23 protein-coding genes are annotated in these 25,894 nt (G+C 63.4%); 11 read left to right on the forward strand and 12 right to left on the reverse strand.

Annotated features, from left to right (window positions below; translation table 11 throughout):
- Positions 1-17: 17 nt before the first annotated feature.
- Together ACSKT0_RS05970 and ACSKT0_RS05975 are read left to right on the forward strand one after the other, a co-directional pair.
- Positions 18-1,022: a dTDP-glucose 4,6-dehydratase gene (locus ACSKT0_RS05970; RefSeq protein WP_437772936.1), complete on the forward strand. Its 1,005-nt coding sequence runs from the start codon at positions 18-20 to the stop codon at positions 1,020-1,022.
- Between the two features lie 283 nt (positions 1,023-1,305).
- Positions 1,306-1,926: a hypothetical protein gene (locus ACSKT0_RS05975; RefSeq protein ID WP_437772937.1), complete on the forward strand. Its 621-nt coding sequence runs from the start codon at positions 1,306-1,308 to the stop codon at positions 1,924-1,926.
- A gap of 202 nt (positions 1,927-2,128) precedes the next feature.
- Here the strand turns inward: ACSKT0_RS05975 and ACSKT0_RS05980 are convergent, their stop codons facing one another.
- Together ACSKT0_RS05980 and ACSKT0_RS05985 are read right to left on the reverse strand one after the other, a co-directional pair.
- On the reverse strand, positions 2,129-3,292 hold the full coding sequence (locus tag ACSKT0_RS05980; RefSeq protein ID WP_437772938.1) for a chitinase: 1,164 nt from the start codon (positions 3,290-3,292) through the stop codon (positions 2,129-2,131).
- 491 nt (positions 3,293-3,783) lie between these two features.
- Positions 3,784-4,095 carry a hypothetical protein gene (locus tag ACSKT0_RS05985; RefSeq protein WP_437774114.1) on the reverse strand — a complete coding sequence of 104 codons (312 nt, stop codon included), beginning with the start codon at positions 4,093-4,095 and terminating at the stop codon, positions 3,784-3,786.
- On the opposite strand from ACSKT0_RS05985, the gene ACSKT0_RS05990 reads away from it, so the two are divergent.
- Both ACSKT0_RS05990 and ACSKT0_RS05995 read left to right on the forward strand, forming a co-directional pair.
- Positions 4,043-5,224, forward strand: coding sequence for a polysaccharide deacetylase family protein (locus tag ACSKT0_RS05990; protein WP_437773981.1), 1,182 nt, complete (start codon positions 4,043-4,045; stop codon positions 5,222-5,224). The genes ACSKT0_RS05985 and ACSKT0_RS05990 overlap by 53 nt on opposite strands.
- Positions 5,221-6,600, forward strand: a complete 1,380-nt coding sequence (locus ACSKT0_RS05995; protein ID WP_437772939.1) for a glycosyltransferase family 2 protein — start codon at positions 5,221-5,223, stop codon at positions 6,598-6,600. The genes ACSKT0_RS05990 and ACSKT0_RS05995 overlap by 4 nt, the downstream gene beginning before the upstream one ends.
- A 128-nt stretch (positions 6,601-6,728) precedes the next feature.
- Here ACSKT0_RS05995 and ACSKT0_RS06000 read toward each other — a convergent pair whose 3' ends face one another.
- Positions 6,729-7,466: a hypothetical protein gene (locus ACSKT0_RS06000; RefSeq protein WP_437772940.1), complete on the reverse strand. Its 738-nt coding sequence runs from the start codon at positions 7,464-7,466 to the stop codon at positions 6,729-6,731.
- A gap of 1 nt (position 7,467) precedes the next feature.
- Between ACSKT0_RS06000 and ACSKT0_RS06005 the strand changes: the two genes are divergently transcribed.
- The 5 genes from ACSKT0_RS06005 to ACSKT0_RS06025 all read left to right on the forward strand — a co-directional run bounded on the left by ACSKT0_RS06005 (position 7,468) and on the right by ACSKT0_RS06025 (position 13,069).
- Entirely contained in the window at positions 7,468-7,704 is a 237-nt protein-coding gene (locus ACSKT0_RS06005) for a hypothetical protein (protein WP_437772941.1), read from the forward strand.
- A 538-nt stretch (positions 7,705-8,242) separates the two neighbouring features.
- Positions 8,243-10,897 (forward strand): LuxR C-terminal-related transcriptional regulator, encoded by a 2,655-nt coding sequence (locus ACSKT0_RS06010; RefSeq protein ID WP_437772942.1) that lies wholly within the window; start codon positions 8,243-8,245, stop codon positions 10,895-10,897.
- 122 nt (positions 10,898-11,019) lie between these two features.
- The gene (locus tag ACSKT0_RS06015; RefSeq protein WP_437772943.1) at positions 11,020-12,354 is read left to right on the forward strand and encodes a SufS family cysteine desulfurase; all 1,335 of its coding nucleotides are present in this window, start codon (positions 11,020-11,022) and stop codon (positions 12,352-12,354) included.
- Positions 12,351-12,863, forward strand: a complete 513-nt coding sequence (gene sufU, locus ACSKT0_RS06020; RefSeq protein WP_437772944.1) for a Fe-S cluster assembly sulfur transfer protein SufU — start codon at positions 12,351-12,353, stop codon at positions 12,861-12,863. The genes ACSKT0_RS06015 and sufU overlap by 4 nt, the downstream gene beginning before the upstream one ends.
- 68 nt (positions 12,864-12,931) lie before the next feature.
- A complete protein-coding gene (locus tag ACSKT0_RS06025; RefSeq protein WP_437772945.1) occupies positions 12,932-13,069 on the forward strand; it encodes a hypothetical protein in 138 nt (45 codons plus the stop codon).
- A gap of 386 nt (positions 13,070-13,455) precedes the next feature.
- On the opposite strand, the gene nhaA is transcribed toward ACSKT0_RS06025, so the two are convergent.
- The 3 genes from nhaA to ACSKT0_RS06040 form a co-directional block, all read right to left on the reverse strand.
- Positions 13,456-14,763, reverse strand: a complete 1,308-nt coding sequence (gene nhaA, locus ACSKT0_RS06030; protein WP_437772946.1) for a Na+/H+ antiporter NhaA — start codon at positions 14,761-14,763, stop codon at positions 13,456-13,458.
- 183 nt (positions 14,764-14,946) lie between these two features.
- Positions 14,947-15,168 carry an SCO4848 family membrane protein gene (locus ACSKT0_RS06035; protein ID WP_437772947.1) on the reverse strand — a complete coding sequence of 74 codons (222 nt, stop codon included), beginning with the start codon at positions 15,166-15,168 and terminating at the stop codon, positions 14,947-14,949.
- 1 nt (position 15,169) lies between these two features.
- Positions 15,170-15,667, reverse strand: a complete 498-nt coding sequence (locus tag ACSKT0_RS06040; RefSeq protein ID WP_345449620.1) for a DUF2505 domain-containing protein — start codon at positions 15,665-15,667, stop codon at positions 15,170-15,172.
- Between the two features lie 159 nt (positions 15,668-15,826).
- On the opposite strand from ACSKT0_RS06040, the gene mfd reads away from it, so the two are divergent.
- Both mfd and ACSKT0_RS06050 read left to right on the forward strand, forming a co-directional pair.
- Entirely contained in the window at positions 15,827-19,555 is a 3,729-nt protein-coding gene (mfd, locus tag ACSKT0_RS06045; RefSeq protein ID WP_437772948.1) for a transcription-repair coupling factor, read from the forward strand.
- A 3-nt stretch (positions 19,556-19,558) separates the two neighbouring features.
- Positions 19,559-20,365, forward strand: coding sequence for a metal-dependent hydrolase (locus ACSKT0_RS06050; RefSeq protein ID WP_437772949.1), 807 nt, complete (start codon positions 19,559-19,561; stop codon positions 20,363-20,365).
- Between the two features lie 9 nt (positions 20,366-20,374).
- Here ACSKT0_RS06050 and ACSKT0_RS06055 read toward each other — a convergent pair whose 3' ends face one another.
- The 6 genes from ACSKT0_RS06055 to ACSKT0_RS06080 form a co-directional block, all read right to left on the reverse strand.
- On the reverse strand, positions 20,375-21,400 hold the full coding sequence (locus tag ACSKT0_RS06055) for an OmpL47-type beta-barrel domain-containing protein (RefSeq protein WP_437772950.1): 1,026 nt from the start codon (positions 21,398-21,400) through the stop codon (positions 20,375-20,377).
- Between the two features lie 101 nt (positions 21,401-21,501).
- Positions 21,502-21,726, reverse strand: coding sequence for a hypothetical protein (locus ACSKT0_RS06060; RefSeq protein ID WP_284989806.1), 225 nt, complete (start codon positions 21,724-21,726; stop codon positions 21,502-21,504).
- A gap of 55 nt (positions 21,727-21,781) precedes the next feature.
- Positions 21,782-22,486, reverse strand: coding sequence for a deoxyribose-phosphate aldolase (gene deoC / locus ACSKT0_RS06065; RefSeq protein ID WP_234750836.1), 705 nt, complete (start codon positions 22,484-22,486; stop codon positions 21,782-21,784).
- Between the two features lie 181 nt (positions 22,487-22,667).
- Positions 22,668-23,576 carry an FAD-dependent oxidoreductase gene (locus tag ACSKT0_RS06070; protein WP_437772951.1) on the reverse strand — a complete coding sequence of 303 codons (909 nt, stop codon included), beginning with the start codon at positions 23,574-23,576 and terminating at the stop codon, positions 22,668-22,670.
- A gap of 177 nt (positions 23,577-23,753) precedes the next feature.
- Positions 23,754-24,701: an acetoacetate decarboxylase family protein gene (locus ACSKT0_RS06075; RefSeq protein WP_437772952.1), complete on the reverse strand. Its 948-nt coding sequence runs from the start codon at positions 24,699-24,701 to the stop codon at positions 23,754-23,756.
- 79 nt (positions 24,702-24,780) lie between these two features.
- Positions 24,781-25,791 (reverse strand): LacI family DNA-binding transcriptional regulator, encoded by a 1,011-nt coding sequence (locus ACSKT0_RS06080; RefSeq protein ID WP_437772953.1) that lies wholly within the window; start codon positions 25,789-25,791, stop codon positions 24,781-24,783.
- Positions 25,792-25,894 lie beyond the last annotated feature (103 nt).

Raw genomic sequence — 25,894 nt, forward strand, 5'->3', positions numbered from 1 at the left:
CGACGGAAGCAGGAGTAATGAAAACAGCAATAACCGGCGGTGCCGGGTTCATAGGAAGCCACCTTGTTGAGTACTTGTTGGCGGCCGGGGACGAAGTCGCCGTGCTGGACAACTTGTCGACCGGGCGCTTGGAGAACCTCAAAGGCGTCATCGGCCACAGGAACTTCCATTTCATCGAAGGTACGATCCTCGATCGTGACGCAGTGAACAAGGTGGTTGCGGGTGCAGACAGGGTCTTCCACCTTGCCGCCGCGGTTGGCGTGAATCTGATTGTCGACCACCCGTTGGAGAGCCTCCGCACGAATATCCACGGCACCGAAGTGGTCCTGGACTCGGTCTTGGAATCAGGTGCCTCGCTGTTGCTGGCATCCACGAGCGAGATCTACGGCAAGAACACGTCGGACAGCCTCTCGGAGGAAGCGGACCGCATCCTGGGATCCGCGCTCAAATCCCGGTGGACGTACGCTGCGGCCAAGGGTATTGACGAAGCATTTGCCCACGCATACTGGCGCCAATTCGGGTTGCCGGTTGCCATCGTGCGGCTCTTCAACACGGTGGGCCCGCGGCAGACGGGCCGGTACGGAATGGTTGTTCCGCGACTTGTGCGGCAGGCGCTCGTCGGTGAGCCCCTGACTGTATACGGAGACGGCCACCAGACCAGGTGCTTTTCCTACGTCGGCGACATCGTTCCCGCCATCGTCCGTATATCCGAGGAACCCCTTGCCTACGGAAATGCGTACAACCTCGGTGGTAGCTACGAGATTTCCATCCTGACGTTGGCCGAGAGGATTGTTGAACTCCTTGGGAGCGGCAGCACCATCACCTTGGTGCCTTATGAGCAGGCGTACTCGGAAGGCTACGAGGACATGCGCAGGCGGGTTCCGGACAACAGCAAGTCCTTCGGGCTTGTTGGCTTCGAGCCGAAGACCACCTTGGATGAAATCATCCTCAACGTCGCGGCCGACTACAAACCGGCAAAAGTCCTGGATCCCGCAGGTTGGAAGATCACGCTCGCATCTTGAACCAAGGGACGGGAAAGCCTACAGCGTAAGGACAGGCGGCTGGGTGAGTGGAGTATGCGCTGACCGGTCGCCTGCCCCTGTCCAAGGAAAGATCCGACGAACCCTTTTCCAGGAGCACGATGTGAATCGCCCAGCATCCGGGCCGAGGCGCCACAGCCGGGGCGGAGTGTCTGTACTTGCGGTCCTTACCCTGCTGACGGCGGCCTGCACCGGTCCAGGACCTTCCCCGAGTCCGACACAATCAGCCACAACGGCCGGCCGGTATCCATGGCACACCGGGATCGTGTCCACGACTTTCTGGGTTGGCGAGATCTTTGATCCCAAGGCTGCAGACGGGAGCCAAGTGATGTCGACATACGACTCCCAATGGATGCAGAGCTACGGAGGCTGTGACGGGGTCGTGACAAACGGCTGCAAGACCGAGGCGAGAACGCAGGCCAAAGGATACGCGCCCACCAGCATGACTCCGAAGGAGAACCCGTTCTACCTCGATCTTCCCTACGATGACGTCAACGATCCCACCGCGTTCGCCGAAAGGGCCAGCGTCATTCCGTGGGCCAACGATCCAGGTTTCGCGGGCAATGCCCAGAACCGTTCCTTCAGCTACATGAAGAACCAGTGGGTGAGGATCCGGATGGGCAACCGCGAATGCTACGGACAGATTGAAGATGCCGGTCCGGGGCAATATCACGACAAAAATTACGTTTTCGGATCCAATGATGCACGTCCAGTCAACAAGAACTTCAACGGAGCCGGAATGGATGTCTCGCCTGCGCTCAACGGGTGCCTTGGCTTCTCCGAGCTTGACGGCGAGTCGGACAAAGTCGACTGGCAGTTCGTGCCGCGGGACCAGGTTCCCGCGGGACCGTGGCTGAAAATCGTCACGGTCAGCCAAGTGAAGTAGCACCGGCCGCCGGGGCCTTCCAAGTAACCCGGTAAATCAGCCCGGTACGGGCAGTCCCTCGAAAATTGGAGGTATCCATGCAGTGGCTTAAGAAGCTGTTTCGACACGGCAACGGGAGGCACCTTGCCCGCCCGGCCGAAGCCAAGGACCAGAACAGGGCGGAACGTCCAAGCCAGGCATGATCGCTTGTTAATCGGCGGGGTCAAGGCAGTTTGGCGTGGAATCCTGCACCCAACAAGTCGGAGAAGCGTTGGGTTCCTTGATCGATGCCGCTACACACGTGGCTGGCCGGATCCTCAGGGGTGTCCTGCGGGCACGACATGTCCCGGTTCAAGGACCACATGGAGACTCGTTGAACTCCCTTGCTGATTGCGAAGGAGTTCAATCCGCGAGCCGCATCGAGGTCGAATATCTCGCCTGGGAGATCGTTCCGGCCGATCATGGGGGTCAATCCCATCTTTCCCCAGATCTGTTCGCTGTTGAGGGTGGTTCCTGCGCGCTGGTAGATGATGCTGAGCTGATCGTGGGTGGACTGGGCCGCCGAGGTTCCGGCATCGAGCATGCTCTGCGATTGACTCCGGCTTGAACCGTAGTTCATGGTCATGATGTTGACCCCGGAGAGCTGGACGCCGGCGGCGAGCATCTGGTCAACGGCTGATGTCCCGGCGTCGGTCAGCCCTTGCGGGGTGACCGGAAGGGTCAGCCAAATTGAAAGGGCGTGCCCTTCCTTGATCCGCTCCTTCTGGAGGGCAGCGATGGCTGCGGCTCGGCGCTGCCAGGCTGCGCTGTCTGCCAGGTTGTCGCCCTCGATGTCAAAGTCGATAGTTGCGGGGTTGTAGTGCTCCAGCACGGCCCGGTAGGCCCTTTCCAGATCTGTTGCATTCTGGCAGGAGTTGGCGAGCTCACTGTTCACTGAGCCGCCGAAGGACACAGCGAAGGCGCCGCCGTTTGACCGTAGCCTGGCGATACGCTCTTCGAGCTTGAGCGAAGTCTTCGCGGCATCGAGACTGTATGTGCTACCCCAACTCGGTGTGCAGGCCTGTCCAGCCATTGCCACCACAAACGCCAGCGTGACGTTCTTGGTGCCCTCGCCCACGGGTGTCTCGAAAGCGTACTGAGGGACCACAGTGACGTCGACGTAGCCGGAAAACCACGGGGGCTCGAGGGAACCGTTTGCGTCCGTAGTAAACCGCCACACGAGGATGCCTCCCATCCCCAGCACCACAAGGATGGCGGCAATGCAGGCTCGGGCGAAACCTGACAGCCGGCGGAGAGGTCCAAGGGTTTGGGCAGACCAGCCACGGACTTCACGCGCCCCGTCCGCCTCAGCCGAAACGGACGTGCCGCCTCCCTGCTTCCTGGACACTCTCTTCCGCCATCCTTAAACTCCGACTGCCCTGATTGCACCATTTGACCACGAACAGATCGGATTCGCCCCTGGCTGCGCCCTGAGGTTTGATTCCGGTGCTTTAGGCGCGGAGCGCACGAGTAGTGGCGCTGTCCGGACGTCAAGGTTGAGTGTAAAGACGGGTAGAGCCTACTCGTGTCCGTCGCCGCCTCAATTCTTACGCTGATGGTGTCAGTTGGTGGAGGGCAACGGGGGAAAGACAGGTCTCGCAATGGAAACGGACTCTCTGGTCCGAGCGGCAACAGGACGCGGCGGATTTATCCGAGAAGGCGTTTACCTGGAGTTCGAGCCTGCTCTTGGGGGATTCAGCACAGTCCCTCCCATCGACCCTGCGCCGATTGACGGTGCTGCCGAACGGCAGCGCGCCCTCATAGAGAGGGCCCCTGAGCGGGGGCCGGTGGTGAATAAGCCTTTGAGACCGAGGCTTCCCCCAGTCGCCACCGGCCCCTTCAGGAACCGCGGCAGCGCGGGTTGGCGATGAGCTCCCGGAGGAAGGGTGTCGCATCCGGCCCGCTCCGAACTTCGAGGAAGCGGGCAGGCCTGTGGGCTGCCTCGTGGGTGTCGGTGCTGCTCTTGTTGACGGGCGCCACATCGCTGATCAATGGAAACCAAGCTCCCCTCGTTGGGCCCGGGGACGACACCCCCACACCTTCTGCCGCCCCGCTCTCATCCGTCAGCTTGACGTTTGATGCGGGCCGGTCAAGCCAGATGGAGGCGGCCCGGATCTTGAAGGACCACGGCCTCCGGGGCACCTTTTTCATCGACTCCGGCTTTGTTGGCGCGCCTGACTACATGACCACGGACAATCTCCACAGCTTGGCCGCGGACCAGAATGAAATCGGTGGCCATACGGTCACTCTTGCTGATGTGACCTCGGTAGAGCCGGACGAAGCCTCGAGGCAGATCTGCAACGATCGGGTGAACCTCACGGATTGGGGCTTCAAGGTCACCTCTTTTGCCTATCCGTTTGCGGCTTCAACGCCAAAATCGGAAGAACAGGTCGCCGGTTGCGGCTACAACAGCGCGCGTGGCCTCGGCGAGATAACCACCCCGATCGACTGCGCGGGCTGCGCGGCCGCGGAAACTGTCCGCCCCGCCGACCTGTTCCGGACAAAGGCAACATCGGAGGTCGGCAGCAAGTGGTCATTGGCCGACCTTGAGGCGACAGTAACGCAGGCCGAAAAGGCCGGGGGCTGGTTGCAGTTGACCTTCTACGACATCGATAACAGCGGCAGTCTCCGCTCCATCAGCCCCGCGTTGTTCGAACAATTCGCCACCTGGCTGGCGGCCAGGACCCAACAAGGGACCATGGCCGTGCGGACGGTACATGACGTGATCGGCGGCGTGGCGAAACCCGTGGTGAACGGTCCTGGGGCGGCGCCGGCAGCACCTGGGAAGAACGCCCTTCGGAATCCGGGGCTGGAAACCGCTGGAAAATATGGCTTACCGGAATGCTGGCAGGTATCGTCCTATGGCAAGAATGCCGTGGTCCTGAGCACATTGACCCCGGGACACAGTGGTGCGGTGGCCCGTCGCCTGGACGTGACCGAATATTCGTCCGGTGACGCGAAACTGCTTCCCGTCCTCGATCTGGGAGCGTGCGCTCCGAGCGTGAGTGCCGGCCACAGCTATTCGCTCAGGGCGTGGTACCAGTCCACCGCAAAGACCCAGTTCGAAGTGTATTACCGCAACAATCTGGGCACGTGGACCTACTGGACGGCCAGTCCGTGGTTCGCGGCCAACACCAGTTATGAGCAGGCGATCTGGGATACGCCGCCCGTTCCGGCAGGAGCCGAGGCCATCAGCTTTGGAATGAACCTCTTCAGCGATGGCCAGCTTGCTACCGATGATTACGAAATGTACGACACAGTGGGAGCTCCGTCGCCGTGATAGTTCTTTCGATCTTTTTGGTTCTGGGGGTAAGCACGATCTTTTGGTCCCTTGCCGGGCTGGTCCGCCTGACCAGTGAGGAGTGGTGGCGGGTCCAGGGGTTGTCCTCCCGGACCCGCGGATGGATCGCCCTGCTGCTCGGCGGCACGGTGCCGATCCCTCGACGTCAACGGGCCCGCCATCGTTCGAAGGGGGTGCGGATCTCCCCGGCGAATGTCGCGGTCCTCGTGGCCGCCCACAACGAGGCTTTGGTCATCAGGGAGACAATCCTCGCTGCGTCCGCATTGGTCCCTCGACGCAACATCCACGTCGTTTCGGACATGTCCACTGATGACACGGCCGCAATTGCGCGGGCCGCAGGTGTGAAGGTCCTTGACCTCGAACCGAACCGTGGCAAGGCAGGCGCACTCGCCGCGGGCATCGCCCATTTCGATCTGTGCAGGCGGTTCAAGGTAGTCATGCTCCTGGACGCAGACACCCGCCCGACACCGGACTACCTCGAAACCGGGCTGCCGTTGTTTGACGATCCCACCGTGGTCGCCGTCGCGGGACGCGCCAAGTCGATCATGAGCCCGGCGCCTCCGACGGCGATCGGCCGCTTCTTGGTGGCCTACCGGGAGCGCTTGTACATTGCGGTCCAACTGCTGCTCAAGTACGGCCAGGCGGCGCAGGGCGCCAACGTCGTCTCCATCGTGCCTGGATTTGCCAGCATGTACAGAACCAGCGCGCTCGCAAAGATACAGGTCCTTGCGCCCGGACTGGTGATCGAAGACTTCAACATGACGTTTGAGATCCATGCGAAGAAACTGGGACGAATCGCGTTCCATCCCTCCACAGCTGTTGCGTACACCCAGGATCCGGACAACCTGAAGGACTACATCAAGCAGGTGCGGCGGTGGACACTTGGTTTCTGGCAGACCGTCAGGCGGCACGGCCTGCAGTTCAGCAGATTCTGGTTTGTCCTCGGGCTGTACATTGTTGAGCTCATAGCCAGCTGCCTCTTCTTCGTGCTTCTGGTGCCGGCATTCCTGCTATCGTCCCTCGCTGCGGTCGAAGTGTGGATTTTTGGCAATCGATCGGAAGTTTTTATCTTTCTGTCGGGTGTCCTGCGGCCTCAGGACGTTCTCATCGGAGTCTTCCTGCCGGACCTCTTCTTGACAGTCCTTGCCGCTGTTTCGATGCGCAACCCGCGCTTTCTGTTGATGGCTCCCTTCTTTCCGCTGATGCGGATCCTGGACGCGGTCATCTGCCTCCAGGTCTTGCCCAGGGCGTACTCGGCGAATTCGTCGGGAGTCTGGGTCAGCCCCGTCCGGCGGATCCAACGCGAACCTCAGGAAATCGCGACTCCGGGGCCTTCTGTAGTGCGGACAGGTTAGGGCACAGGCGTTGGCCTAGTGTGCGGACACGCGGACGCCCATGCCAGGCAGCCATTGCGGCTGTGTGGCATGGGCGTCCGACACTCCCGGAGTGCGTAGTGTCCTGCTGACCCGGGGGTCCCGGGATATTAGTTGGTGACTCCCGAAGTCGTGACAACGTTGAGCCACGGACCGGCCGGCACGCTGGCGCGGTCAACGAAACGCCACGATACGTGGTCATTGTCGCCGTTCAACTGAGCGAAGCCCAGGCAGCCGTTCAGGGCAGGGGACACGTCCATGCCTGCACCCTGGCTCGGGTCGCCGGAGAAGGACTTGTTGGCCGGACGGGCGTTGTTCGCGCCGAACACGTAGGCGGAATCGTGGTAGAGCGAGCCGCTGGAGGGGCCGGCATCTTCAACTTGTCCGTAGCAAACGCCGCCATTGGGGCCGGTGATCTGGACCCATGCGTTCTTCATGTAGCTGTAGCTCGAGTCCGCGCAGTGGTTGACGCCGGTTTTGGCGTTGTCCGCGGCGGCCCACGGAATCACTTTGCAACGCTCGGCGAAAGCGACGCTGTCATTGACGTCGTCGTAAGGCAGATCCAAGTAGAACGGGTTCTGCAAAGGCTTGGCCTGGTGCAGCGGGAAGTACCCATTGCTGGCTACGCGCTGTTCCGTGGCGCACTGGAAGCTCGTGCCGGTGCCGGAACTGACTCCGTCACAACCGCCGTAAGTGCTGCCGGGGCAACCGCTTGCGCCGGACGGAGTGGTTCCCATGTTGACGCCAGTGTGCTGCAAAGCCCACTGGCCGTTGTAAGTGGAGCAGACCTGGGAGCCGTCCGAGAGGCTGGCGTTGAAGATCTCGCCCACCCAGAAGGTGGTGCTCACGATGTTGGTGTGCAGGGGGTATGTTCCCGTCACAGGCAGGGGCGCAGCCGTTGGTGCGGGCGCGCTGGCGGCTGTTGCGGTCGGAGCCGGCGCAGCTGGAGCGGGCGTACTCGACGGCGCCGCGGCCGGAGCATTGCTGGGCGTCGGCGTCGGTGCCGGCGTGGCGGTGCGAGTTGGCGCGGATGAAGGGGAGGGTGATGAGCTGGGCCACGAATATGAACCGCGGTCGCCGGCCTGATAGGAGGATTTGTGTGATGACTGGACAGCGGAGATGGTGGCGAACCCGCCGAAGGCAAGTAGCGCCACGGCGACGAGAGCCGTGAACAGGTGTTTCATATTTTGGGTGACATATCTGTTGGGGACATAGACATACGAGACCTGGGCAATGGATGGGCGAACTGCAGGCGCACACGCCGCAGTGTCGTGCACGGCCAAATGGCGTGCAACGACAGAGTTGTCGGGAAAATCGGCTGCGCTTCAACTCCCCAGAAGTAGCCAGCCGGAACTTACTCTTGCCGCACCAGCTTACACAGTCAGATCACAGGGCGGTAACAGATGAGGCAAATCCCGCGGGAAACCCGGGTTGGAAACGACGCCGTGGTGCCTCGCGGGGAGGCTCCGTGGAGCAGGGATGTTTCGTGCGAGTGGCCCCGCAAAACCAAGTAGTTACCACTCAATCCAGGATCGAAACCCGAAGGTAACGTTTGGAAATGACACCGGTCCGTGCCACTGCCGTCAGGAACGTGTGTCCGGCGGCCCGAAGATGAGACAGGACCATGGACGATACCGAAGGGACCCACACCTCGCCCCCGATCATTCGGGCCGCGGAGCTCCAGGAGATTGCTATTGCCTTGTCAGGGCCGGAACCCGCCGGGATAGTCATCTCGGGGCCGGGGGGTTCAGGAATGACCACGCTCTTGGACGCAGCGGCCTCGGTGCTGAGCGGTTCCTTCAGCGTGATCGCCCACAACGTCTCGGAGTCATTCGCGGACATTCCGTTTGGAATCGCCATGGCACTTGTTCCGGAGCTGCCAGCCAGGGCCAAGGTGTGGCCGGGTTCCATCGTGGCGGCTTGCCGCAAAGCAGTGCGTGGCGCAGCGACACCCGGATCTGCCGCCTTGCTGGTGCTGGACAACATAGATTTCCTGGATGACATGTCTCTTTGGCTCCTGAGCCAGCTGCTTGTCGAACCGGACATCCGCCTGATTGCCACCCACCGCTCCGACCGGCCCTTGAGAATGGAACTCATGGAATCCGTGGTGTCGCGGCAGCTGTCCGTGGTGACGCTGGACGATCTCACGCAGGAGCAGCTTCGCGAATTCCTTGATGATCGCCTCGGCGGACGGGCGGCCCGCAGCCTGGTCCGGGACATCCATGCCCTCACCGGAGGGAACGTGCAAACTGCGAAGTTGCTGTTGGACGAAGCCGCAGGGCGTGGCGAGATCGTGGAGCAGGCTGATTCCTGGATGTTGTCCGGACCGATCCGCTTAGACGGCTCGCAAGCGCTCGAGCTGACCCGCCACCGGCTTGAGGGCTATTCCGTGCCACAGCGGCAAGTCGTGGACTTCCTGGCTGTGGGGGAGCCAATACCGCTGGCCGTCCTTGAACAACTTGGCCAAAAGCGGGCGATCGAAGCGCTGCGGGCCGACGGAACGATCCGAGTCCTGAAAGACGGCCAGAAGACGGCAACGCTCAGCCACGCCATCGAAGCGCGGCTGGCCCGGCAGCAGCTGGGACCTGAACGGATCCTCGAACTTCGACGGGGCATCTACGCGACGAGCTCAACCGTTGCCGATGACTCGCTCTGGACCCTGTTCCGTCGCGTGGACCTTGAACAGGCAAGCGGTTTGCCGGTGCCCGACGCCGATCTTTTGACCGTGGCCATTGCCGCAAACGATGTTCACGACAATCGGAGGGCCCGGCGGGCCGCGGAAGCGGTGCGGGCGCCGGAACTCGAACTGGTTGCCGCTGTGGAGCTGGCACGGGCGCTCTACCAGACAAGGGATTTCCCCGGGGCTGTGACGGTCTTGAAGGGTCTGGTGGCAAACACCCCGGACGTCCTGACTGTTGACTTCGCCCACGCGGTATGGCTTCTGCTGCGTGCCCTTTTGCCGACATCGCCCGGGGCAAGTGTCCTGCAGGCGGTCCTCCAGGATGCCCGACGGCGGCTGGAGGCTGCCGCTGTCGGCCTCCAGCCGGGCGAGCCAGCCCATCTTGACGAGTCTGCGGTCCGGGACGAACTGGATGTCCTCCAGCTGTATCTGGATGCCCAAAACGGCAGCTGGCCTTCAGCCAACGGTGAGCTGTTCCAAAGGCTTTGCCATAGCCAATTGGTCGATCCTGGATTGCGTACGGAGCACCATCCGCCACCGCCCGTCCAGGCCGGCGTGCTGTTGATGGCGCTCGTCTCCCAAGGGCTGGCCGTCAGCGGGCGGTTCGCTGACGCCGTCGCTCTTTCGACTCTGGCCCTCGAAGCCGTGGGGCGGCTGCCACGGTGCCCCGTGGACTTCCACTCCACCGTGCTGACCATCCACGGGTCCAATCTGATCTGGCGCGGGCAATGGGGTGGCCCCGAAATGTTCTGCGCCGGAAGTTCCAGCTTTAGCAACCGGATGAGCTATTTCGGCGGGTCTGCGCATCTCTACAGGGCACTTGTACTTGCCAGGCAAGGGAGCCTGGAACTGGCATGTGAACAGTTCCGCCAAGCCAAGGCCCGGCTGGATGAAGCCGACCCTGAAGGGCTCCTCCCACCGGCCCTCGGCGGACTTGCCGCGGCTGCGTGGTTGCTGGGCGACGTCAACCAGGTACGCCGGGCACTGACGGCCTACGATTCGAGGTCCAGCGGAGGGAACTATCTTGCTTCGCAGCTCGCCGAAAGCTATTCGTCCGCCGCCCGGTCAGTGCTGATTGGCGCTGAGCACTCGCACCGGAAACTGCTCCAACTTGCCGGGTCTGCCGCCAAGAAGGGGCACCGGGCGCTTGAAATGTTGAATCTCGGCCTCGCGGCCCGAACCGGCAGCCGGGGAGACCGGCAGCTTGGGGCGGGAGTGTCCGAACTGGTGTGGAGCGCCGAGTCCGGCATGCCGTCGGGACAGGAAGCAGGACAGGAAATGGGAACAGGGCAGCTAAGTATAGGTGAACCTCAGCAAGGGTCAGACGAGGAGGAGGCTTTCGTTTTTGACGAGCCCCGCCCGGCCAGTCCGGAGGCCGCGTCCTCGGTCCTTCCCGGCGTCGTCAAGCTTTCACAGCGTGAACGCGAAGTGACTGCCTTGGTGGCCTCAGGCCTAAGCAGCGCGGAGGTGGCTGCCCGATTGGGTATCGCCGTGAACACGGTCAACGCCCACCTGCAGCGGGTTTACGGCAAGCTGGGAGTGTCACGTAGGCAGAAGCTTTCCGAACTGTGGGACGAGTTGGCGAAGCCGGAGGAGTAGGGCCAACGCTCCGCGGATGAAGGCAGAGAAGCCGATTGGTGGGACAATTACTACGTGACGCCGCCACTCATGGCGGTCAGCCGCTGGCGATTGCCACGTAGTCCTAACGAGGAGCACCGGTTTTGACAATGGTTTCCACCCCCGCGTGGGGAGATGCCCAGGTTTCCGCACTTGATGACGATGAAGTCCGCCGCATCCGCAACGACTTCCCCGTTCTTGGGCAGGAAATCAATGGCAAGCCGCTGGTCTACCTCGATTCGGGCGCAACTTCGCAAAACCCCCGGAGCGTGCTTGAGGCTGAGCAGGAATTCTATGAACAGCGGAACTCAGCCGTCCATCGCGGCGCGCACCACCTTGCGGTAGAGGCCACGGACGCCTTCGAAGACGCGCGTGCCACCGTGGCCCGTTTTGTGGGCGTGCAGGACGATGAGTTGATCTGGACCGCCAACGCCACCGCAGGGCTGAACCTGCTGGCCTATTCGTTTTCGAACGCCAGCGTGGGCCGGGTGGGCGGGGAAGCCGGGCGCTTCGCCCTCAAGCCGGGCGACGAAGTGCTTGTCACCGAAATGGAACACCACGCCAACCTGATCCCGTGGCAGGAACTGTGCCGGCGGACCGGAGCGAGCCTCAAGTACATTCCCCTCGACGGCACCGGTGCGCTGCGTCTCGAGGAAGCAGCACACCTCATGACCTCGCGCACCCGGATCGTGGCCTTCACCCACACTTCAAACGTGCTCGGGAATATCAACCCCGTTGACGTGTTGGTCGGAATGGCACGGCAAGTAGGCGCGTTGGTGGTCCTTGACGCCTGCCAGTCTGCGCCACACCTCCCTTTGGACTTCAAGGCCCTCGACGTGGACTTCGCCGTGTTCTCCGGCCACAAAATGCTGGGGCCCACGGGAATCGGCGCGGTCTATGGCCGCAGCGAACTGCTCAATGCCATGCCCCCGTTCTTGACCGGCGGTTCCATGATCACCACAGTGACCATGGAGGAAGCCCAATACCTGCCTGCCCCCCAGCGTTTCGAGGCCGGAACCCAGCCTATTTCGCAGGCTGTGGCCCTCGCTGCCGCGACGAACTACCTTAGCGAAACGGGGATGCAGCGGATCGCCCTTCGTGAGGCGGAGCTCGGCCAACGGCTTGTTACGGGCCTCAGCGCCATCGATGGGGTGCGTGTGCTGGGCCCCGGGCCGGGGGAGGAACGGACCGGTCTTGCCGCGTTCGATGTCGCCGGAGTGCACGCTCACGACGTCGGGCAGTACCTCGACAATCTGGGCATCGCTGTCCGCGTGGGCCACCATTGTGCCCAGCCGTTGCACCGCAGGCTGGGCCTGAGCGCCTCCACGCGGGCCAGTACCTACCTCTACACCACATCCGACGAAGTCGACCTGCTGGTGGAGGCCGTTGCCCAGGTCAGGCCTTACTTCGGGGTAACCGCCGCCGGAGCCGCATCATGAGCGCCCTGGATTCCCTGTACCAGCAGCTGATCCTGGAGCATTCCAAGGCCCGCAGCGGCGGAGACCTTGCCAAGCTTCCGGCTGCCGGAACGGGCATCTCCGGGACAGAACAGAGCTACACGGGACAGAGCCACCAGCTCAATCCGATTTGCGGTGACGAAATCACCCTCCGGCTCAGTCTCGGCACCGCCGGAGACGGGCAGGCCGTCACGGAAATCCATTGGGACGGTGACGGCTGCGCCATTTCGATGGCGTCGGCGTCCATACTCAGTGAAATGGCACCGGGCATGTCCCCGGTGGCCCTCCGCAACACGATCGATCACTTCCGGGAATTGATGCGTTCACGCGGCAAGCTGGAAGCGGATGAGGAACTGCTCCAAGACGCTGCCGCGCTGGCCGGCGTTGCCAAATATCCTGCCCGGGTAAAGTGCGCCATGCTCGCGTGGGTTGCTGCGGAGGACGCGCTGCGCCAGGCCGAGGCGAGCCAAGGGGTGTCCCCGGCTCTCTAGTGCGGGTGGTTCGAGGTCGAGTACCGTCCACTCTATTCCGGGCAGTGGTCCGGACTTAGCCTCGAAGCATGATTACCTTGGAGAGCAGGCGCGAATGGCGCCAGAGCCAGCATCGGGTCCGCCGGGCGGAATTCGTTGTTGTGGGTTTGTTGCTCGCCCTCGTCGCCGCGACAATTCTTGCCGCCGTCGCGGGACTAGTGCAGTAAGGGGCGAATGCTCCAACGCAGCATGCTGCGGCGTTCACGCCTGACTATTTATAGCTTTGGAAAACCGTACGGCAAAGAAAAGCTCGGACCCGCAATAACCGGTCCGAGCTTTTTTGTACCGTTGGCCTAGTCACCGCATCATTTGGGTACCGCTGCGATGAGCACCGAAATCGTCATGAGACCGAGAATTGCCCAAACAAAGAACAATGACCAGTTCTTCTCTTGGGTTTTCCTGTGGGCCCCATGCCACACTCGTTCCATACTATTCGCGTCCATAGCAGCAAGGTATTCCTGCCGATACCGCCCAAACAGCGTGCCAACCACCCCAATTGAAAGCGGCATTACTCCAATTAAAATGAGGGCTACTCGTATGCGGCCCCGCCACGTCAGGCGCGGGTAAAAACGTCAGGCACGCCGTCGCCGTCGTCGTCCCTTTGCTCTTCCTGGGCCACGCTGCGGTAGTGCCGGTTGCGGGCTTTGAGCACGACGGCGGCAATCGCCGCCGCCGCGAGCGAACCGGCGAGGATGGCCACTTTCGCGTGGTCATCGTGCGGGGAACCGGAACCGAAGCCCAGCTCGGCGATCAGCAGGGAGACGGTGAATCCGACGCCCGCGAGCAGGGCCAGCCCTGCGACGTCGATCCATGCCAGGCCGTCGTCCAGCCGTGCGCGTGTGGTCTTGGTGATGAGGAATGTGGTGCCGAAGACTCCTGCCGTCTTACCCACCACGAGGGCCAGGACGATGCCAACCGCCACGGGATCGAGCAGGGCGGCACCCAGTCCCTCGGCGCCGCCCAAAGCCACGCCGGCGGAGAAGAACGCGAAAACAGGCACCGCAAAGCCGGCGGAGAAGGGACGCAAGCGGTGTTCGAAGCTTTCGGCGAGCCCGGCCGCTGGCTCACCCTTCTTGCCTGAGGCCACGACTGGCACGGCGAATCCGAGCAGGACTCCGGCGACGGTGGCGTGGATTCCCGAGGCATGGACGAAGGCCCAGGTGGCTGCGGCCAGGGGGAGGAGGAGGTACCAGCTGCGCACCCGTTTCTGGACCAAGAGCGTAAAGAGGGCCAGGGGCACAGTGGCGGCCATCAGCATGAAGGGCTCAAGACCGCTCGAGTAGAAGAACGCGATGATGCCGATGGCAATCAAGTCGTCCACCACGGCCAGTGTCAGCAGGAAGGTCCGCAACGCCGCGGGCAAATGTGTGTTGATGACGGCCAGCACTGCCAGAGCGAAGGCGATGTCAGTGGCCGTAGGGATGGCCCAACCCCTGAGGGTTTCCGCGCCCGAGCCGAAGTTGACGACCATGTAGATGAGCGCGGGAAGGATCACGCCGCCCACCGCTGCCGCAACCGGGACGATCGCTTTTGCGGGCTTCCGCAGTTCCCCGGCCACGAATTCACGCTTGAGCTCCAGCCCCGCGATGAAGAAGAAAACGGCCAAGAGCCCGTCCGAGGCCCAGTGGCCCAAGCTCAATTCCAGATGCCAGGGAGCGTAGCCGATCTTGACTTCGCGCAGCGCGAAGTAGCCGTTGGCAAGGGGTGAGTTTGCCCAGACGAGCGCGGCCACCGTGGCGGCGAGCAAGAGCGCGCCACCAACGGTTTCAGTGCGGAGAATAGCCAGGATCCGTTGATATTCCGGGAAACTGGATCGGCTGAACACCTTCGAAGGGGCAGCGGGGCGTCGGCGGTTAGCCATGTGGCTCCTTGGGGAGTTGCGGGTCGACAAAACTGTTGCCGACCAGACTTCCCGGCGCACCTGTATTCCACTTTAGCGGAACGGTCACCCACCCGGCCGCGGCCCCCAACTAACTCGCAGTTAACGTCGTTATGAGGCGTCAAAACGACAACAAATGCGAGCCAGTTGGGGACGGCAGGGGCGTTACGTGAGCAGCGCCGCGATCCCGATGACCGCCGTCGCGAGTCCGAGCACCATCGAGATGGTGACCAACACGACGTGGACCGTGAGGAACTTCGTGGCTTTCCCGTTGGCGTCGCGGGCACGCGAGTCTGCCATGACGCGGCGCAGGAACTGCGGCCACACGATGAGGGACCACGCACCTGCGATGATCAGCACAATCGACAGCCCGGCTGCCAGCTGCACGCTAGTGGCTTTCGAGCCAGGCCTGGGCCTGCTGGGACTGGATGTTCAAGGCCTTGCCCACCATCGGTTCGGCTGCGTCGGCGATCTTGCCGCCGAGGAACGGAACCGACGACGTGACGGCACCTTCGAGCTCGACGCGGGTGTTGCCGCCGTCGGCCACCAGGCGCTGCGCTGCCGTAACATCCAGCGGGGCGCCGGAGATCTTAAGGGAGATGTTGCTAGTCCGGGAACCATCGGCCGTCGGGGCGTCCCACTTCTCGGTCTGGGTGACGGTGAGCTTCTCGCCCACGAACTTGCGGGCGATCTCCGGGAGACGCGTGGTGGGCAGGGTGCGGACCGTGATGGTCGTGAAGGCGCCGGAGGTGTCGCCGTCGATCTGGAATGATTCCAAGGTGCCGCCGACGTACTCGCTCGTGTGGCGCAGGAAGTCTTCGTCGATGAAAGTGGCGGCTACGCGGTCGACGCCGTAGGGCAGGGTGGTGGATGCGTTCAGGGCCATGGGGGTCCTCCGTGAATATCTCGGTTGAAAGCTCTTGCGGCTCCCAAACATCCTACGGTGTGGTCGGGGTAGGCTAGGAACGCCCCGGGATTCGAGAGAATTTCGGGTTTTCGTGCTGCCTTTCCCCATCCGACTTCCCTCTTCCGAGGAGTGCCATCCATGAGCCCCAAAGGCCAACCGTCAGCGGTCAACTCCGGAGTCAGCCCTGCCGGCACTGTCGCATCCCTTGGTGGACTGCGGCGGGCCCTGGGTGAGGACCGGACCTTCGCCCGGGTCAGGCCCGAGGCCTCGCGGGCCTTCACCGAACGCAGCTCCGATTACCAGATCAGCGCCCCGGCAGGCTTGAGGGCGGCGCTGCTCGCGGAGATGGCCGACGGACTCGCCTCCCAGGATCTTGAAGCCACCGCTGTGGTGTTGGCCGTGACGGCCACGGGTCGAGAAGCCGAGGACCTTACCGCGGCCTTGGCTGCCTATCTCCCCGCGGACTCGGTGGCGGCCTTCCCCAGCTGGGAAACCCTGCCGCACGAACGGCTCTCCCCGCGCTCGGATACGGTGGGCCGCAGGCTCGCGGTTTTGCGCCGCCTGGCCCACCCGGAGAGCTCGACGGCGGGTCCCCTGCGAGTGGTCGTGGCGCCGGTTCGCGCAGTAGTCCAGCCAGTGGTGGAGGGACTGGGAGAACTGGTTCCGGTGACGTTGAAGGTGGGGCAGGAAATGCCCTTCACCGACGTGGTACGCCGCCTTGCCGACGCTGCCTATTCGCGAGTGGACATGGTTACCCACCGTGGTGAATTCGCCGTCAGGGGCGGTATTTTGGACGTTTTTCCACCCACCGAGGACCACCCGATCAGGGTGGAATTCTTCGGCGACGAGGTGGACCAGATGCGCTGGTTCGCCGTGGCAGACCAGCGTTCGCTCTCCGGACCGAGCGTGCACCACCCGAGCGAATTGCACGCCCCGCCTTGCCGGGAAATCCTCATCACGCCGTCGGTCATGTCCCGGGCAGCCAAGCTCAAGGCCGAGATGCCAGCCGCCGCCGACATGCTGGAAAAGATCGCGGGCGGCATCGCCGTCGAGGGCATGGAGTCCCTGGCTCCGGTTTTGGTGGACGCGATGGTGCCTTTCGTGGACCAGCTGCCGGCAGGTTCCATCGGTGTGGTCATCGAACCGGAGAAGGTCCGCACCCGCGCGCATGACCTCGCGGCCACCAACGAGGAGTTCCTCGAAGCCGCCTGGTCCACGGCGTCCGACGGCGGGTCGGCGCCCCTCGATCTCGACTCGGTGCTGGGCTCCCAAGCCGCTTCAGCGTTGCATGCGGCCAGCTTCCAGTCCTTGACCGACACCCGGCACGCGGCGCTGGCCCACGGTGTTTCCTGGTGGTCCATCACCTCACTGGCCACGGACGAAGAACTTGTCCTCGATATCGACGTCCTGAACCTGCACGCGCGTGAACCGCGCGGGTACCAGGGCGACGTCGCGGAGATGCTCGAATTCATCGGTTCCCACGTGCGGGACCAATGGCGCATCGTGGTGGCGACGGATGGCCCTGGGCCTGCCCAGCGTCTCGCCGAGTTGTTCCACGATGCCGACATCCCGTGCTCCCGCGTCGAATCCCTGGCCCATGAACCCCAAGCCGGAATCATCGAGGTGACCACCGCCGCCGTCGGACGCGGTTTTGTCTTGGACGGCCTCAAACTGGGGCTCCTTACGGAAGCCGACCTCCTGGGCCGTACTTCCGCCGGGTCCACGAAGGACATGCGGCGCATGCCCTCCAAGCGGCGCAACGCCGTCGACCCCCTCCAGCTGCACGCCGGCGATTTCGTGGTCCATGAACAGCATGGAATCGGGAAGTTCGTGGAGCTGATCCAGCGCAAGGTGGCTGGCTCCTCTGCTGGTCCTTCCGGTGGAGACGCGGGTCTTCGCGAGTACCTCGTGCTTGAGTACGCGGCGTCCAAGCGCGGTGCCCCCGGCGACCGGCTTTTCGTCCCTACGGACCAGCTCGACCAGGTGACCCGCTACGTCGGTGGCGATACGCCGTCGTTGAGCAAGATGGGCGGGGCGGACTGGGCGAGCACCAAGTCCAAGGCCCGCAAGGCAGTCAAGGAAATCGCGGGTGAGCTCATCAGGCTGTACTCGGCACGCATGGCTTCGCGCGGGCATGCCTTCGCTCCGGACACGCCGTGGCAGCGGGAGCTGGAGGAAGCATTCCCGTATGTGGAGACGCCGGACCAGCTCACCACCATCAACGAGGTCAAGGCCGACATGGAACGCGAGATCCCCATGGACCGTCTGGTCTCGGGCGACGTCGGCTACGGAAAGACCGAGATCGCCGTCCGGGCGGCGTTCAAGGCGGTACAGGACGGCAAACAGGTCGCAGTGCTGGTTCCCACCACGCTGCTCGCCCAACAGCACTATGAGACCTTCACCGAACGCTTCTCCGGATTCCCCTTGCGCGTCAAGCCGCTGTCACGGTTCCAAGGCGCGAAGGAAGCCAAGGAGACCATTGAGGGAGTCAAGAACGGCTCCGTGGATGTGGTCATTGGCACGCACCGCCTGCTGTCCAAAGACTTCGAGTTCAAGGATCTCGGCCTGGTGATCGTCGATGAGGAGCAGCGCTTCGGCGTGGAGCACAAGGAAGCGCTCAAGAAGATGCGCACCAACGTGGACGTCCTCGCCATGAGCGCCACCCCCATCCCGCGTACCTTGGAAATGTCCCTCACGGGTATCCGCGAAACATCAACGCTGGCCACACCGCCGGAGGAGCGGCACCCGGTGCTGACGTATGTCGGGCCGTTCACCAACAAGCAGACGTCCGCGGCGATCCGGCGTGAACTCATGCGCGAAGGCCAAGTCTTCTTCGTTCACAACCGTGTGTCCTCGATTGAGCGCATCGCCGCCCAGATCCGGGAGCTTGTCCCCGAGGCCCGCGTCGAAGTGGCCCATGGACAGATGTCCGAGAGCCGCCTGGAAAAGATCATCGTGGATTTCTGGGAGAAGCGCTTTGACGTCCTGGTCTGCACCACCATCATCGAGACCGGGCTGGATATTTCCAATGCCAACACCCTGATCGTGGACGGCGCGGACAAGTACGGCCTCTCCCAGCTCCACCAGCTGCGTGGCCGCGTGGGCCGTGGCCGCGAACGCGCCTACGCCTACTTCCTGTACCCCTCCGAGAAGCCGCTGGGCGAAGTGGCTCTCGAACGGCTCAAGGCCGTCGCGGCCCACAACGAGCTGGGGGCAGGCATGCAGCTGGCCATGAAGGACCTCGAAATCCGTGGTGCCGGCAACCTGCTGGGCGGGGAGCAGTCCGGGCACATCCAAGGGGTCGGCTTCGATCTGTACATCCGCCTGGTCGGCGAAGCCGTGGCCGAATACCGCGGCGAGGCGGAAGAGAAGGCCGCCGACATGAAGATTGAGCTGCCCGTCAACGCCCACTTGCCGCACGACTACGTGCCCGGCGAACGCCTGCGCCTCGAGGCCTACGGGAAGCTGGCCGGGGCCATCACCAACGAGGCCATCGACGAAGTGCTGGCTGAACTCGTGGACCGTTACGGCGAGCCGCCGCTGCCCGCGAAGAACCTGATCGCCGTCGCACGCTTCAGGGTGGGTGCCCGCGAGGCCGGGCTGTCCGACGTCGCGCTCCAAGGCAACTTCATCCGTTTCTCGCCCGCCCAGCTGCCCGAATCGAAAGTCATGCGGCTCAACCGCATGTACCCCGGCTCGCAGATCAAGCCGGCCCTCGACGCCGTGTTGCTCCCCAAGCCCAAGACGGCGCGGATCGGCGGCCGCGACCTGCAGGACGCCGAGATCCTGGAGTGGGCCAACACAGTGATCGAAGCTATCTTCTTCCCGGCTTCGCCGACGTCCAGCGCTTCGCAGACCGCAGGCTAAGCGATGATGGGAGGACACCACGCCGCGTCCGGGGCCGCGGCGTGGATAGCTATCGCTTCAACCGGCCCGTACGCCTTGGGCTGGTACCCGCTGGACGCCACCGGAGTCCTCATCGGAGCGATGACGACGGCGGGAACTGCTTTGGTGTGCGATTGGGACCACCGCTCAAGCACCATCGCCCACTCCCTGCCGCCGCTGTCGAACGTGATCGCCGTCGGGATCGAGAAGGCCAGCGGAGGGCACCGGCAGGGAACCCATTCACTGTTGGGCGCCTCGGCCTTCGTGGTCCTCGCCGCCATGGCCGCCCAGTTCCAGCTTGATACTCCCGTGGGCCGTTTGTCCGTGGGGGCCGGACTGTTGTGCATGTTCATGATCAACCTGGCCGCCAAAGCCCTCAAGCTGTTCCCGAATACCGGGTGGATCGCCAACTGGGTGTTCGCTCTTATAATGGCCGGGCTGGTCACGTGGTTCGCCCCGCATCAGTGGAGCTGGCTGCCCCTGTCCATGCTCACCGGCGTCGGGATCCACATTGTCGGCGACATGATCACCACCGGGGGAGTGCCGCTGCTGTGGCCCATCGTCATCAAGCCGCCGAAGTTCTGGCGCAAGCTGCCCCTCGTCAGCGGGATCTGGCGGGCCAACGGCGCCTTCTCCGTCCCCTTGCTTGGCAAAGCCGGTTCGCGGCGGGAATGGCTGGTCCTGATTCCCGTGAGCGGCTACGCCATGGTTGGACTTGGCCTGGCGGCGTGGGCATTGCTCCGGAACCAGTGGCCGGCACTCCTCGGGCTCATGTTGGGGTTGGGTGGGTGACGGTGGATTCTAGAATCGCGAGGTCATGCCGCCCGTGAAGCTCCCGGACAGAGGGTTGCCTGCCTTGTCCGCAGCGCCTGACACCGGGGTGTAGACGGGATTTACCTTGTTGCTGGTAGATCCCGCTGTGCCTGAACGGTTCCCCTGCAGGGTGATGACCAGTGTCCCGGATGTCCAGGTCATCGTGGACAAATCGAAGCTCAGGGGCGTCTGGCCGGTGGCATAGGCACTGACCAGGTCCACGCTTCCAAACGACCAAGCCGAGCACGTGGCGGGGCTGGCGAAAGTCAGCTTGTGGTCTAGGCCGATGCTGGCGGTGCCGCTTGCGGACTGGGCAGAAGCGGAGGAGGAATCCCAGCCACTGCACAGTGTGCGTGGGTCCATGTCCGGGGGAAAGACGATGGTGAGGGTGTCTCCCGCGTCGGCTTCCTTTGAATTTTGCGGACCGCCGTTGGCCATTGTGACGGAACTGACGGTAGGGGCCATGGTGTCGATGTTGATTGTCTGGGACTGGGATGTGACGTTGCCAGCGACATCCGTGGCGGAGTAGGACACCGTATGGGTTCCGTCGGCGCCGCTGACATTCACTGCCGCTGTGGCCGCGTTGACGGTGGATGGGGTGCCGTTGTCCACCTTGTAACTAATGGACGCGACCCCCGAACCGCGGACGTCCGTCGCGCTGAGGTTTACAGTCACCGAGCTGGTCCTGTTGTAGCCCAGGGAGTTTGGCGTTGGGGAGATTGAGGCCCCCACGACCGGATAAGTGGTGTCGATCTTAACCGTTTGAGTGTGGGAATCGCTGGGGTTCCCTGCGACGTCCGTGGCGGAGTAGAACACCGTGTGGGTGCCGTCGCCGCCGCTGACGGTCACCGCCGCTGTGGCTGCGTTGACGGTGACTGGGGTGAGGCTGTCCACGTGGTAGGTAATGGATGCGACACCCGAACCGCCCGTGTTGTCCACGGCGACGAGATTGACCGTGACCGTTCCGGCGCGGTTGAAGCCCGCGCCATTCGGCGCTGGGGAAACCGAGGTCACGCTGATGGTGGGTGGAGTCGAATCAGAAGTGGTGGAGTCGCATTTAAACTACTGTGGCCCCGGACTGAAAAGTCCGGGGCCACAGTTTTTGTATTTAGGTCTTAGCTTTCGCCAGCCGAGTTGGAGCGGCCGAGAATGGTCTGCGGGATCCAGAAGGCAAGGCCAAAGAGGACCAGGCAAACGGCCATCGGCCAGGTGTTCTCCAGCGTCAGGAAAGTCAAGGAGTAGATGGCACCGAGGAACAGGACCATGCTAAAGACAAAGAGCAGAATGCTCTGGCCCATAGGGTTTTCTTTTTCGATGGGCTGGCTGGCGTTCTGGGACATGCTTTCCTCCTCGGCCCCGGGGGGGGCTCAAAAACTATGGCGGCTGCCGGGAAACTCAGTACGCGGATGAACCTTGTTCACCTTTGACGATGGCAATTCCGGAGCTCGCACCGATACGTGTTGCACCAGCAGCAATCATAGCCTGTGCATCGGCCAGGGAACGTACTCCACCGGAGGCCTTGACGCCGAGATCCGGACCCACTGTCTTGCGCATGAGGGCCACGTCTTCCACTGTGGCGCCGCCACCGTTGAAACCGGTTGAGGTCTTCACGAAGTCCGCCCCGGCTTCCACCGATGCCTCGCAAGCCAGGACCTTCTGCTCGTCATTCAGCAGGGCAGTCTCGATGATGACCTTCAGGATGGCGCCGCCGGCGTGGACAGCCTCCGCGACGGTCGTGATGTCATCCACCAATGCGCCTTTGTCGCCGGCACGGGCCGCGGCGATGTTGATCACCATGTCGATTTCATCCGCACCGTCCAATACGGCGCCACGTGCTTCGAAGGCCTTGACGTCGCTGGGAGTGGCGCCGAGCGGAAAGCCGACAACCGAGCAGGTGAGCACTCCGGAACCCTTGAGTGCCTTCGTCACGGTCTTGACCCAAATCGGATTGACGCACACCGACTTGAACTTGTACTCGGCCGCCTCGGCGCAGACTTGGCGCACTTCGGCTTCGCTGGCTTCCGGCTTGAGAAGAGTGTGGTCGATGTATGAAGCGATGCTTGCACTGTTGTCCAGTGCGCTGGAGGCTTCGTTGCTCATGGAGGTCCTTCCGTGGCGGGCCCGGTGTGCCGCAAGGGTCGCGGCTCGTCAAATGACCATCTTGCCACACTGCCCGGCTGCCGTGGAGGCTCCTTCAGCGCGGCTGGCGGGCCGGGTATCGGGCTCCCTGAGACTCCCTTCCCGGCCCGCACTTAGGCCCCCGCCTCAGACCCGCGTCCCCTCAGGCCGCTGCGGCGGAGCGTGCGGAACGCGGAGGCCGCGTAGGACTGGGAGTGCGGAGACTGGCGTCTTCCTCAAGCCTGGCAGCGCAGTGTGCCGCGGCGGCATTCGAGGAGAAAACGAGCCCAAGGCGCATGCCGTCCCGCGAGGCGGCGTCCCCGATCGCCCAGATGCCCGGCGCCGATGTGGAGAAATCGCGCCCCACCCTGATACCGCCGTCGGGAGCTGTCTGCAGGCCCGCGCTTTCAGCGAGCCCATTGCGGGGGAGCCGTTCCTCGGCGAGCACCACAAGATCGCCGTTCATGCTGCTCCCGTCCTCGAAGACGATCCCGGTAGCCGGCAGGACTGAACCGGCGACGGAAGGCATGACGGCAGCTGGACGCAAAGTGGTTCGGATGGGGCGTACTCCGCGGGCGCGCAGCACGGCCTCGGCCTGGCCAGCCGCCGGACCGGTGCCAACCAGAATCCCCAGCGGACGACGGCCCAGGACCCTGGTGATGTCCTTGACGGCGGTGCCGATCTGCTCGGCGTCGTCGATGGTGGAGTAGTTGAGGCTGCATGCTGCGCCTTGGACCGGCGGGTACATGGGGGACGAGCCGGTCGCAATCACCAGCTGATCGTAGGGGAATTCGAGGCCTTCGGTGGTGGTGACCGCGCGGGCCTGGACATCGATGAAGCTAGCGGCCTGGCCGAAACGCACGGAGACCTGGGGGAGGGCGGCTAGCTCCAGGAGGGCATCGGGGCACTCGTCGCGGTTGCTCAGGACGGTGATAGTGCCATGGAACGCTGCCGTTCCGGACTGTCGCGAAGTAGTGCTGCTGCCTGTCAGTCGACGGACCAGGGCCTGGGCTGCCGGCCCGGCTCCTGCGATGACGAGGTGGATCGTGCCTGCGGACGGGGGGATGGACATGGTGGGTCCCTTCGCTGAACTGAGCTGTGGTTGATGTGCCTGTGCCCAGCGTAGGCGGGGGGTTTTTCGGTGGTGTTTCCCTGTTGTTGCCATTTGGCGGTGGCCCGTTCCCTGATGGTTACCAGCCGGTAATGAGTTGGATCACACAGGCGCCGCCGCGGCGTCAATCCTGCACGCCTAGTGCGCTGTGAGGGAGCGGTCCGGAGGTGCCAGCCACTCCCCGCTCTGGCCAAGCCCGACTACGCTGTCCATCGTGCCTCCGCCGCTCAGCGCCGCCGCACCTGTTTCCGTAGGAGCCGTGAGGAACCACGCTTCGACATGGTCGTCCAGGAGGCTGTGTGCTTCGGGAAGCCACGCGGTGAACACTGGCTTGGGTGCCACGTGGAGGGTTTTCAAGGGCGCGACGCCGGGAGTGTCGCCCAGGATGAGCCGCGCCTGGGCCTGCCTGCCGTAGGCGACGTCCGCGGTGCCCTCGATATAGCTGACCGACTTCCAGAGCATTCCACGGAAGGCGCAGTAGTTGGAGACCGCGAGCCTCACCGGGAGCCCGACCGGAGCAGGCTTTTCGATTTCGATATAGCAGCCCAGCCGTCCGTCCTGGTCGTACTGGGCTGAGACGGTGGCGTCTGTGACTACGAAGTCGAGGTTGGCCTGATGCTGGGGCATGCCCCAGATTCCCTTGCCGCACTTGACCGAGATTTCGGTGTTGACCGGCAGGTCCACCACGAACTGGCCAAGCCTGAACGACTTCTGGAAGAGGAGCGGCAGAAGCGGCGGGACGGGCCGGCTGCCGTGGGTGATGGCAATGGCCAGGGAATATTCGATGTATGTGCCGATATCCGTCGACGTGTGGTTGACCACCATGACCAACAGCAGGGCTTTGCCGCCGAGGCTGAAGGGTCGCATTTCCTTGCCTGGAAGCAGCCCAGCGGCGGCGCGTTTGTTGATGGGAAATGCCGCGATCAGCATGGGGGAGTTGTTCGACTTGAGCGGCATCACGCGACTGATGCCATCCACTTTGGCGTACTGGCCGCTGAGTTTGATCTGGCGGCGTGGGACCGGCGAGGGAAGCAATCTGTGGAAGGACCTGTGCATCGCCGCGTGCAGCTGTGCGAAGTTTTTCATGGCCGTTCCTCCGGACCAAGAGCGAATCTACGGCCATGGTCCCACCGGGCCGGGCATCTGTCCATGACGCGACGCGGAATCAGCGTCTGGGCGCCGCCGTTGAGCTGCGGACCACCAGGTCGGGCGTGAGGCGCTCGTCCGCGATGGGAGCCTCGGGATTGTTGAGCCGGTTCATTGCCGCGGCTCCGGCGATGTTTCCCAGTTCTATTGCGTGGAGATCGACCGAGGTCAGGTCGATCCCGTGGAGCCGGCCGGTCCGTGAATTGTCGTAGCCCACCAGTGACAGGTCCCCGGGAATGGCCATGCCCCTCGCGTAGGCGGCTTCTCGTGCTGCCAATGCGAACTGGTCATTGTGGGTGAAGATGGCTGTCGGGCGGTCCGCGGAGTCAAGGATTTCAATTGCGGCACGCATTCCGGCATCTTGCGTGAAGTCATCGGCCGGTACGGTCCGGGGAACCATTCCTGCGCCGCGCATTGTCTTCTCGTAGCTCCTTCGGCGGACCGTATGGCCGTCGTAGTCGGGCCCGGCCAGATGGGCGATCCGGGTGTGTCCAAGGCTGAGAAGGTGTTCGGTGGCGGCGCGGGCGCCGGCGTCGTCGTCCGAATACACGCTGTCGACGCCGGGTACGGGCCGCGCGACGCTGACGATCGGGACTATTTGTGCAAGTTCCTGCACCCGTTCGTCCGGGTCGAGCAGCGTTGCGGCGATGATGATCCCCACCCGCGCCTCAATCAGCGAGTCCACGGCTCCCGCGTCCACGCCGTCGATAGACTGGGAGACGCTGAGGATGAGCCGGTTGCGGGCTTGGGGGAGTGCCATCCTTACGCCGCTGAGGATGTCGGCATAGACCTCGTTGTGGATGTCCATCAAATAGAGCCCGACGGCGGAGCGATGCTTGCGTGCAAGGTCGGCGGCGGCCGCGTTGGGCCGGTAACCGAGACGTTTTGCAGCGTCGAAGATGGCCTGCTTCGTCTCGCCGCTAACACCGGGAGCATCGCGGAAGGCGAAAGACACAAGCGTGCGTGAGACGCCGACTTCACGAGCCACATCGCTCTGTGTTGCGGGACGGAGCTGCCGGTCAGGACCCATGCCCTCATCTTCCCATGGCCGGGAAGTCTCAATTAAGTCATTTGTTAGATTGACCTTACATTTAAGTCTTTCGCGCGTTAGTCTGTTATTCAGAGCGGGTGTA

The sequence above is a fragment of the Arthrobacter sp. KNU40 genome, assembly GCF_051515115.1.
Taxonomy (GTDB): Bacteria; Actinomycetota; Actinomycetes; order Actinomycetales; family Micrococcaceae; genus Arthrobacter.

Coding starts and splice junctions, on each gene's coding strand:
- sufU (WP_437772944.1), top strand. CDS start 12,351: ATGAGCGCCCTGGATTCCCTGTACCAGCAGCTGATCCTGGAGCATTCC.
- ACSKT0_RS05985 (WP_437774114.1), bottom strand. CDS start 4,095: ATGAAAAAGGTGCCCCGGAGGCCGTGGTCCTTCAAGATCCGGGCCGCC.
- ACSKT0_RS06040 (WP_345449620.1), bottom strand. CDS start 15,667: ATGGCCCTGAACGCATCCACCACCCTGCCCTACGGCGTCGACCGCGTA.
- ACSKT0_RS06025 (WP_437772945.1), top strand. CDS start 12,932: ATGATTACCTTGGAGAGCAGGCGCGAATGGCGCCAGAGCCAGCATCGG.
- ACSKT0_RS06005 (WP_437772941.1), top strand. CDS start 7,468: ATGTTGGTGTGCAGGGGGTATGTTCCCGTCACAGGCAGGGGCGCAGCC.
- ACSKT0_RS06060 (WP_284989806.1), bottom strand. CDS start 21,726: ATGTCCCAGAACGCCAGCCAGCCCATCGAAAAAGAAAACCCTATGGGC.
- ACSKT0_RS06050 (WP_437772949.1), top strand. CDS start 19,559: ATGATGGGAGGACACCACGCCGCGTCCGGGGCCGCGGCGTGGATAGCT.
- ACSKT0_RS05990 (WP_437773981.1), top strand. CDS start 4,043: ATGGAGGCGGCCCGGATCTTGAAGGACCACGGCCTCCGGGGCACCTTT.
- deoC (WP_234750836.1), bottom strand. CDS start 22,486: ATGAGCAACGAAGCCTCCAGCGCACTGGACAACAGTGCAAGCATCGCT.
- mfd (WP_437772948.1), top strand. CDS start 15,827: ATGAGCCCCAAAGGCCAACCGTCAGCGGTCAACTCCGGAGTCAGCCCT.
- ACSKT0_RS05970 (WP_437772936.1), top strand. CDS start 18: ATGAAAACAGCAATAACCGGCGGTGCCGGGTTCATAGGAAGCCACCTT.
- ACSKT0_RS06070 (WP_437772951.1), bottom strand. CDS start 23,576: ATGTCCATCCCCCCGTCCGCAGGCACGATCCACCTCGTCATCGCAGGA.
- nhaA (WP_437772946.1), bottom strand. CDS start 14,763: ATGGCTAACCGCCGACGCCCCGCTGCCCCTTCGAAGGTGTTCAGCCGA.
- ACSKT0_RS06010 (WP_437772942.1), top strand. CDS start 8,243: ATGGACGATACCGAAGGGACCCACACCTCGCCCCCGATCATTCGGGCC.
- ACSKT0_RS06080 (WP_437772953.1), bottom strand. CDS start 25,791: ATGGGTCCTGACCGGCAGCTCCGTCCCGCAACACAGAGCGATGTGGCT.
- ACSKT0_RS06075 (WP_437772952.1), bottom strand. CDS start 24,701: ATGAAAAACTTCGCACAGCTGCACGCGGCGATGCACAGGTCCTTCCAC.